The 6936-nt window shown below is 56.9% G+C and carries 6 protein-coding genes and 1 pseudogene; 1 reads left to right on the top strand and 6 read right to left on the bottom strand.

What is annotated here, in order from left to right; all coding sequences use genetic code 11:
- The 6 genes and pseudogenes from tcuB to AC1DVH_RS24200 all read right to left on the bottom strand — a co-directional run.
- Positions 1 to 614 (bottom strand): annotated as a pseudogene (gene tcuB / locus AC1DVH_RS24225) (tricarballylate utilization protein TcuB); the annotation flags it as partial.
- Positions 601 to 2055: an FAD-dependent tricarballylate dehydrogenase TcuA gene (gene tcuA / locus AC1DVH_RS24220; RefSeq protein WP_477755948.1), complete on the bottom strand. Its 1455-nt coding sequence runs from the start codon at positions 2053 to 2055 to the stop codon at positions 601 to 603. The gene tcuA and the pseudogene tcuB, both read right to left, overlap by 14 nt.
- A gap of 168 nt (positions 2056 to 2223) precedes the next feature.
- Complete coding sequence (locus AC1DVH_RS24215; RefSeq protein WP_121102046.1) at positions 2224 to 3159, bottom strand: LysR family transcriptional regulator; 936 nt, start codon at positions 3157 to 3159, stop codon at positions 2224 to 2226.
- Positions 3160 to 3309: 150 nt separating this feature from the next.
- Positions 3310 to 3711 (bottom strand): GFA family protein, encoded by a 402-nt coding sequence (locus AC1DVH_RS24210; RefSeq protein ID WP_477755950.1) that lies wholly within the window; start codon positions 3709 to 3711, stop codon positions 3310 to 3312.
- Positions 3712 to 4038: 327 nt separating this feature from the next.
- The gene (locus AC1DVH_RS24205) at positions 4039 to 4785 is read right to left on the bottom strand and encodes an EamA family transporter (protein ID WP_477755949.1); all 747 of its coding nucleotides are present in this window, start codon (positions 4783 to 4785) and stop codon (positions 4039 to 4041) included.
- A gap of 5 nt (positions 4786 to 4790) precedes the next feature.
- Entirely contained in the window at positions 4791 to 5861 is a 1071-nt protein-coding gene (locus AC1DVH_RS24200; protein WP_477755947.1) for an SDR family oxidoreductase, read from the bottom strand.
- A gap of 74 nt (positions 5862 to 5935) precedes the next feature.
- Between AC1DVH_RS24200 and AC1DVH_RS24195 the strand changes: the two genes are divergently transcribed.
- Positions 5936 to 6325, top strand: coding sequence for a MerR family transcriptional regulator (locus AC1DVH_RS24195; protein WP_477755946.1), 390 nt, complete (start codon positions 5936 to 5938; stop codon positions 6323 to 6325).
- Positions 6326 to 6936 lie beyond the last annotated feature (611 nt).

Raw genomic sequence — 6936 nt, 5'->3', positions numbered from 1 at the left:
ACGATTGCCGTATCCTCCAATGCAGCGGACGTTTTCAATGGCAGTGGCGCTGCGACCGGTGAAACGTTGCGCCAGAAGCGCCGTACCCCCATGGTCAGGGCAAGTACCGCAAAGCCGAACACTGAGCCGAACATCAGCGCCAGGGTGTTATGCGGGAAAATCTTGTAGAAGTCGCCCCCGGGAATGGCCGTGAACAGGTTGCCCATGAGCATCAGGGTCAGGCATAAAAACAACGCCAGTCCCCCACCGGAAGCCAGCGCCAGGGTCAGGCCGTTGCGCTGATACAACTTGCCCATGGCTTGCGGCCAGGCGTATTCGGCGTAAGTATGCAGGCGCACTTTGGCCATGGCTTTGGGTATGTTGACGTCGAATTCGTGTGGGGCGGCGTACTGACAGGCGTGCAGGCACGCGCCGCAGTTATGGCACAAGTTCGCCAGGTAATGGATGTCGGCCTGAGTGAATTCCAGGCGCCGGGTCATCGCCGGAAATACCGCGCAAAAGCCTTCGCAATAACGGCAGGCATTGCAGATGGTCATCTGCCGCTGGACTTCACTTTCGTCAAGATTCAGCACCGGGATCAACCCGCCCGACGCTTGGGGATCAAACAGTTGCATATCGAGACTCCGTGTTTGCAGATGAAACGCCAAAGCCCACCGAAGCGGCCGCCTGCACACCGGCGATGCGGCCAAACGCGGTACCGATGGCCATGCCGATGCCGGCGGTGTAGCCCTTGCCCAGAACATTGCCGGCCATCATTTCTCCCGCGACGAACAGGTTGGGGCTCGCGTTGCCGTTGAAATGCACGGCAGCGGTTTCGTCGGTGGCGAGGCCGAGGTAGGTGAACGTGACACCCGGTTTAAGCGGGTAGGCGTAGAAAGGTGGTTTCACCAATGGCCGCGCCCAATGAGTTTTGGCGGGCATCAGTCCTTGGGTGTGGCAGTCGTCCAACGCCGTGTGATCGAACGTGCCAACGCGGCAGGCGCGGTTGTAGTCCTCGACAGTCTTGACGAATTTTTCTTGAGGAAGCTTCAACTGGCGGGCAAGGTCTTGCAGAGTATTGGCGGTGGTGCCGGGAAAGACCGGCGGCATGAAGCGGCCGATGGCTTGTTGATCGATGATCGAATACGCCTGCTGACCGGGTTGTCCGGCCACCAGACGTCCCCAGATCGCATAACGTTTTGGCCAGAAATCCTCACCTTCGTCGTAGAAGCGTTCGCCATCACGATTGACCACCACGCCGAGAGATACGCAGTCGATTCGGGTGCAGATGCCGCCGTCATAGAGTGGCGCGCGGGCATCAATCGCGACCATGTGTGCTTGCGTCGGATCGCCGATCACATCTGCGCCAAGGTCGAGCATGCGCCGTAGCAAAATGCCGGTGTTGAATCGGGTGCCCCGGATCAGGAAATTGTCCGATGGCCATTCACCGCGCTCGTTCTGACCCCAGGCTTCGCGCAGCCATTCACGGTTGGATTCGAAGCCGCCGGCCGCCAACACGCAGGCCCGGGCTTCAATGCGTTCTGCGGCGAAACGCTGGCCATCGACCTCATGTTCGCCCACATGGGCGGCGACGAATTTCCCCTCATCCAACTCGATGTCGGTCACTTGCGTGTTGTAGCGAACTTTTACACCCAGGCGCTCGGCGCTGCGGAAATACGCATTGACCAGCGCTTTGCCGCCGCCCATAAAAAATGCATTGGTCCGCGCCACGTGCAGCGCGCCGGACAGCGGTGGCTGAAAATGCACGCCGTGTGAACGCATCCAATCGCGGCAAGAAGACGATGCCCGAATTGCAATGCGTGCAAGCTTTTCATCCGTGAGGCCACCGGTGACCTTCAACAGGTCTTGCCAGTATTCTTCTTCCGGATAGGCATCGATCAGCACGTCCTGCGGTTCGTCGTGCATGCACCGCAGATTACGGGTGTGTTGGGAGTTGCCACCGCGCCAGATTTTCGGAGAGGCTTCCAGCAGCATCACGCTGGCGCCTGCTTCTCGCGCCATCAGAGCGGCGCACAAGGCAGCGTTGCCACCCCCTATGATTAAGACATCGATCATTATCGCTCCTCGATTTGCAAGGAAGCGGGAACGAAGTGCTCCTTGCGAGTGGGGAGAACGATAGGGTGGGGAAGGAGTGGCCGAAAGGCTGCTTTTGACGCGGGGTGTTTAGTTTTTCTAAAGGCTTTGTCGTCAGGAGAGACTTATGTGTCCGGGGTTGAAGGAGGATTACGCGTCTACCCCTTCTATCCACGTAGCTCCAGGCCACTGTTTGTCGACGACCAACTGTCGCGCCACGTCGACGATGACCAACCGCGTTGCCAGCGCCGCCGGAGAGAGTTCGTCGTCAGCCAGCGTCGCCAGAAGATTACGTCGGCCCACATGGGGATCGGCAATCCTGATCAGTGAAAGTCCGGACCCGTCTTTCAATGCAGCGGCCGCCCCCGGTTGTATCGTCGCCGCATGACCGGCCCGAACGGCGTTCATCAAAACAGCGAGACCGTCGACTTCCATAATGACATTGGGTGTTAGCCCGACCCGCTCGAACGCGCTCATCAATGCCGAGCGCAATCCATGTTGCGCGCTGGGCATCACCAGCGGCAGGCCGCCAAGGTCGGCTAACTGCACGCTGTCACCAGAAGGCGCTTGTGGCAGGCTGGGCGAGGCAATGACAAACAGCTTTTCATCCAGCAGCGGAGTCACGCTCCAGCGTTTACCCCCTTCGAGCTGGAACAGGATGGCCAGGTCAATTTGCCGTGCGTTGAGCTGCGCCGCCAAGTGGCCGGAAAGCATTTCCACCAAATGCAGTTGTATGTCCGGATAACGCGCACGCATTGCGTTGATCAACGGCAACGCGAGCACCGTCGCGGTAGTCGGTGGTAAGCCGACGCTGACATAACCGCTCATTCGCCCGCGATGGGCGGCCATGATTGCGTTTTCCGCCTGGCGTAGCGTCAATTGGGCATGGTGTAAAAACGCAAATCCGGCGCTAGTGGGCGTCACGCCGGTAGAGGTTCGATTCAGGAGGCGGGTGCACAGTTCGCTTTCCAGCTTGGAGATTTGCTGACTGAGGGCTGACACACCAACGTCCAGTTCAAGTGCCGCACGCCCCAGGCTGCCAAGCTCGATGATTTTTACGAAATAGCGCAGTTGTCTCAATTCCAATGTGGCTGCTCCCCGCGAATTTGTTATTCAAATACCTGAACGTTTGCCACGCAAGTTACGAAGCCCGAAGAGGCAGCATTGTCGCAGGTTTGGGTTGACCGTTGAGCGCGTGCGCTTTGTCGAGGACTGGTAGCAGTTGACCCGAAGCTGTCATCGAGACTGTGGCCACTGATCCTGTACTTCATACCAGGGCGCCTTGGACGTCACTTCTACATGTTGCTGCTTGTCGGTAGTAAAGGTCGTGTCTAGCGAACCCAGCGYTATAGATATCCAGTCTGCGTATTCACCCCGGCTTCGCGACCAGAACAGCGACGAACCGCACTGGCCACAGAACTGACGAAGCACTGATTCGGAGGAGCGGTAAGTCGTGATGCACTCCGTGCCCTGGATGATATGCAGGTCAGTTCGCAGCACGCTGCCATAGCTGGCAAACGCTGCCCCGTGACTTTTACGGCATTGGTTGCAATGGCAATGTGAAACCGCTTTGGGGCGTGATTTTATTTCGTAACTGACGGCGCCGCAGAGGCAGCTGCCTTGGAAAGTGCCGGTCATTTTTTGAGGTGGCCAGGTAACTAAACGGGTCAATTTAAACGTTGGCACGAGGAGTGTCGAATGACTGCTCCTGGCCGATTGTGTTGAAAAAGTCGGCCATGGTTTGCGCATCGGAAAAGTACGCGTCCGAGATTGAAATCTTTACTTTTGGCAGAGGCTTCCGGACTCGGATTTCACGTAGCAGTGTGCAAAAAAGGCGTTTTAACCAGTCAATGACCAGGCTGTTTGGGCGAACCGACTTTTTCAACAGAATCGGCCAGAAGCGGTCAGTAGCTCAAAACACTTAAAAACCACTGGTTGCTAAAGTAATCAGGATCCGAAAATAGCTCACTCGGTCGAAGGTACGGATGCTTTGCTGCCCAAGCGGATTAGTTCATTGGAGAAACACAGGCCGACGATGATCAGTGCCGCTCCCGCGTACAGGCTTTCGCGCGGTACTTCATTGAGCGCCACAAACGCCAGCAGGGCGGCGAACAGCGGCTCGGTCAGTTCCAGCGCCTGCACTTGGGATGGCTTGAGATACTCGATGGCCTTGGTGGTGCAGAAGAAGCCAAGGATTGTCGGCAGCGCGGCCAGCGCTAACAGTGCGGCGATCGCCAGCGGCGACAGCTCGCCGATCACGAAATCATCGGCCGCGGCCGGCATCAGCAGGTACAGGCTGCCAAAGAACAGCAATTGCCGGGTGAAGTGCAGTCCCCCCGACACGCCCATCCGCTTCATGGCAACCGAAAACGCCCCATAGCCGCAGCCGGCCATGGAGGCTAGCGCAGCACCTTGCAGGGTAAAGCCCTGCTGCAGGTCGGCGCCGAAGATCACCGCGATCCCGGCGATAGCCAGTGCGGCGCCCACGGTCGCGTTCGCGGTGATGGCATCCTTGAGAAAAATGCGCCCCAGAATGATCGAGGAAATTGACGCACTGGCCATCAGCACCACCACCACACCTGCTGCAGCGTAATGTCGATAGGCGGACGTTTCGAAGTGGAACAGCACAAAGATGCCAAGGAACGCGCAGATAGCCGCCTGAGTCCATTTAATCGGGGCTAACGACTTTGTCGCCCCCAAGGGAGAAGTCAGAGGGCTTAGCCCTTGGTTATGCAATATGAGTTGACGAACGTTGCAGTGTGCTGCAAAGACTGACGTATATCCGGTTTGGCTATTCCATACCTGTTGGCAAATTGCTCGACCGCCGCTGTATCAAAACGAGTGGTCTGGATAAAGTCCAAGGCTTCGGGTTTTGTATTCAAAATCCGCGCGACGGGAGGAATACTCAGTAGCAACTTCAGCAATCGGAGTGAAATGTAATGCTTGGGAGACTTTAAGCCCAAAGGTTGTGCCACCTGTACCAAGAGTTCTCGCAAATTGGGAGTTTGGTCATCAAGCGCCAGCAGTTCCTGACCCACCATGGCAGGATCAAAAGCACAAACCGCCACCAGTTCAACCAGGTAATCCACGGTGACCAGTGGCAGCCAGTGCTTGGCGGTACCAGGCACTGCAGTCAGCTTTCCCTGCACAAGGTTGCGTATCAGCTCCACTAGCGGCTGACCGTCAACGATATGCCCCGTGCGGCTGTGGCCACAGACCGTCGCGGGGTGGACAACGGTAATCTCCCCACCCTTGGCGGACATGACCTCCAGGGTCGCAAAATGCGCCTCCAGCTTGCTCGCCTCGTAACCACCGACATGCCGGTAGACGGCAGGCCAATTCGTCAGCTCCGGATTACGAGGATCAATCCCGATGCGTTGCAGATGTTCATGATTTTTCAGCATGTAGCCGCCGATCATCACTAACCGGCTTTTTTGCTCAGCCGCCAACAGCGCCACGCGCTTTGCCCCTTCTACGTTCACCGCACGAGATCGCTCCACTGAAAGTCCCCAGGCGAAGTGGGCGCCCAGGTGGAATACGACGCTGGCGTGCCTTAGCACTTCTCGATCAGCAAGACTCAGCCCCAGGTTGTCCCGTTCCAGATCGCCAGCTACGGCAAATACCCGGGTTGCGCACCCGCCCAAATTGTCGATTTGCTCCCGCAGTTCAGCTAGTCGCTCCGGGCGACGCATCAACACCCGAATGGTGTGACCTTTTGCACTCAGGTACGCCACCAAATGTTGACCGATGAAACCGGTACCCCCCGTGACAAAGCACTCCACGCTCATTTCCCTGTTCCTTGTTTAAGGTGAGGAACCAAGCGTAAACTATCGACCCAACTCTATGGTCAAGCGGTGTTTTCATGAAAATCGGCGAACTCGAGGCCCGCAGCGGTGCCAGCCGCCATACGCTACGTTACTACGAGCAAATCGGCCTGATCTCACCGCAGCGGCGAACTAACAACTATCGCGATTACACAGCGCAAACTCTGCAGGATCTGGGCTTTATCCAGCGCGCGCAAAGCATGGGGTTTTCCCTGGGGGAAATAGGCGAGATTCTGGATGCGCAGCGGAACAAGCTGATCGATTGTGCTGACGGCGCCAAGCTAATTGAAAAGAAGATGGCAGAAGTCAAACAGAAAATCGCCAACCTCCAAAGTATTTATCGGTATCTGGATGAAGAGCGTGCAAACCTCGAAGCCAGTGCTGCCAAACAACTTGAGCTTCAGCAGTTGAACAACTCTTCCAACTGAACGGTCAGCATCTAGAGAGCGGAAGCTGCAGCCTGCTTCAAGTTTCAAGCCCCCTTATGCATTTTCTAAAGCCTTCTGGCCAGGCCCTGGACAGCAAACGTCCGCCCAACAGACCTTGCGTGGTTAAACGGGCGCCCATCTATGCGGCAGCAACTCGGTAATCTGTATCCGTCCGGCGGTGTCCTCTAGCCCGCCCTGAAAAGCTATGGTATCCGTCCTTTGGGCGAGTCGGCGAAACAGAGTGACTCGTGTAGTGGTCTGTCTGACTGGAACAATCGGCGCCAAGGTATTGATGCCTCGTCTGCACGTCAGAGATGACCGAGATTGGCCTATCTCTGACGTTCGTATAGATGGCGAGTCATGGCAGCAGCAACTGTTGAGATTAGAAGCCGCCACAGACACCGTGGGCCTTCTGCCGAGAACGTATTTCCAGGGAAATGAACGTTTACCCGATTTGTGTCTATAAGGAAGAAGTCATTCCGGCGTCATCAGCACTGCTAACGTCATGTTGATGAATTCCTCGTTCTTGCTGATCGTTGCCAGCGCGCCGCGCACATTGCCTCCAATCTCACCCGAGCCGCGCTGCTCGACCCACATCGTCAGCTCCATGA

Source organism: Pseudomonas sp. P4_C3 (assembly GCF_056402075.1).
The sequence above is the reverse complement of the archived record's forward strand: the minus strand, read 5'-3'. Positions and strand labels throughout refer to the sequence as shown.

Bases quoted from the DNA above. Each gene is read 5' to 3' on its own strand.
- AC1DVH_RS24200 (WP_477755947.1), bottom strand. From the start codon at position 5,861: ATGAGCGTGGAGTGCTTTGTCACGGGGGGTACCGGTTTCATCGGTCAA.
- tcuA (WP_477755948.1), bottom strand. From the start codon at position 2,055: ATGATCGATGTCTTAATCATAGGGGGTGGCAACGCTGCCTTGTGCGCC.
- AC1DVH_RS24195 (WP_477755946.1), top strand. From the start codon at position 5,936: ATGAAAATCGGCGAACTCGAGGCCCGCAGCGGTGCCAGCCGCCATACG.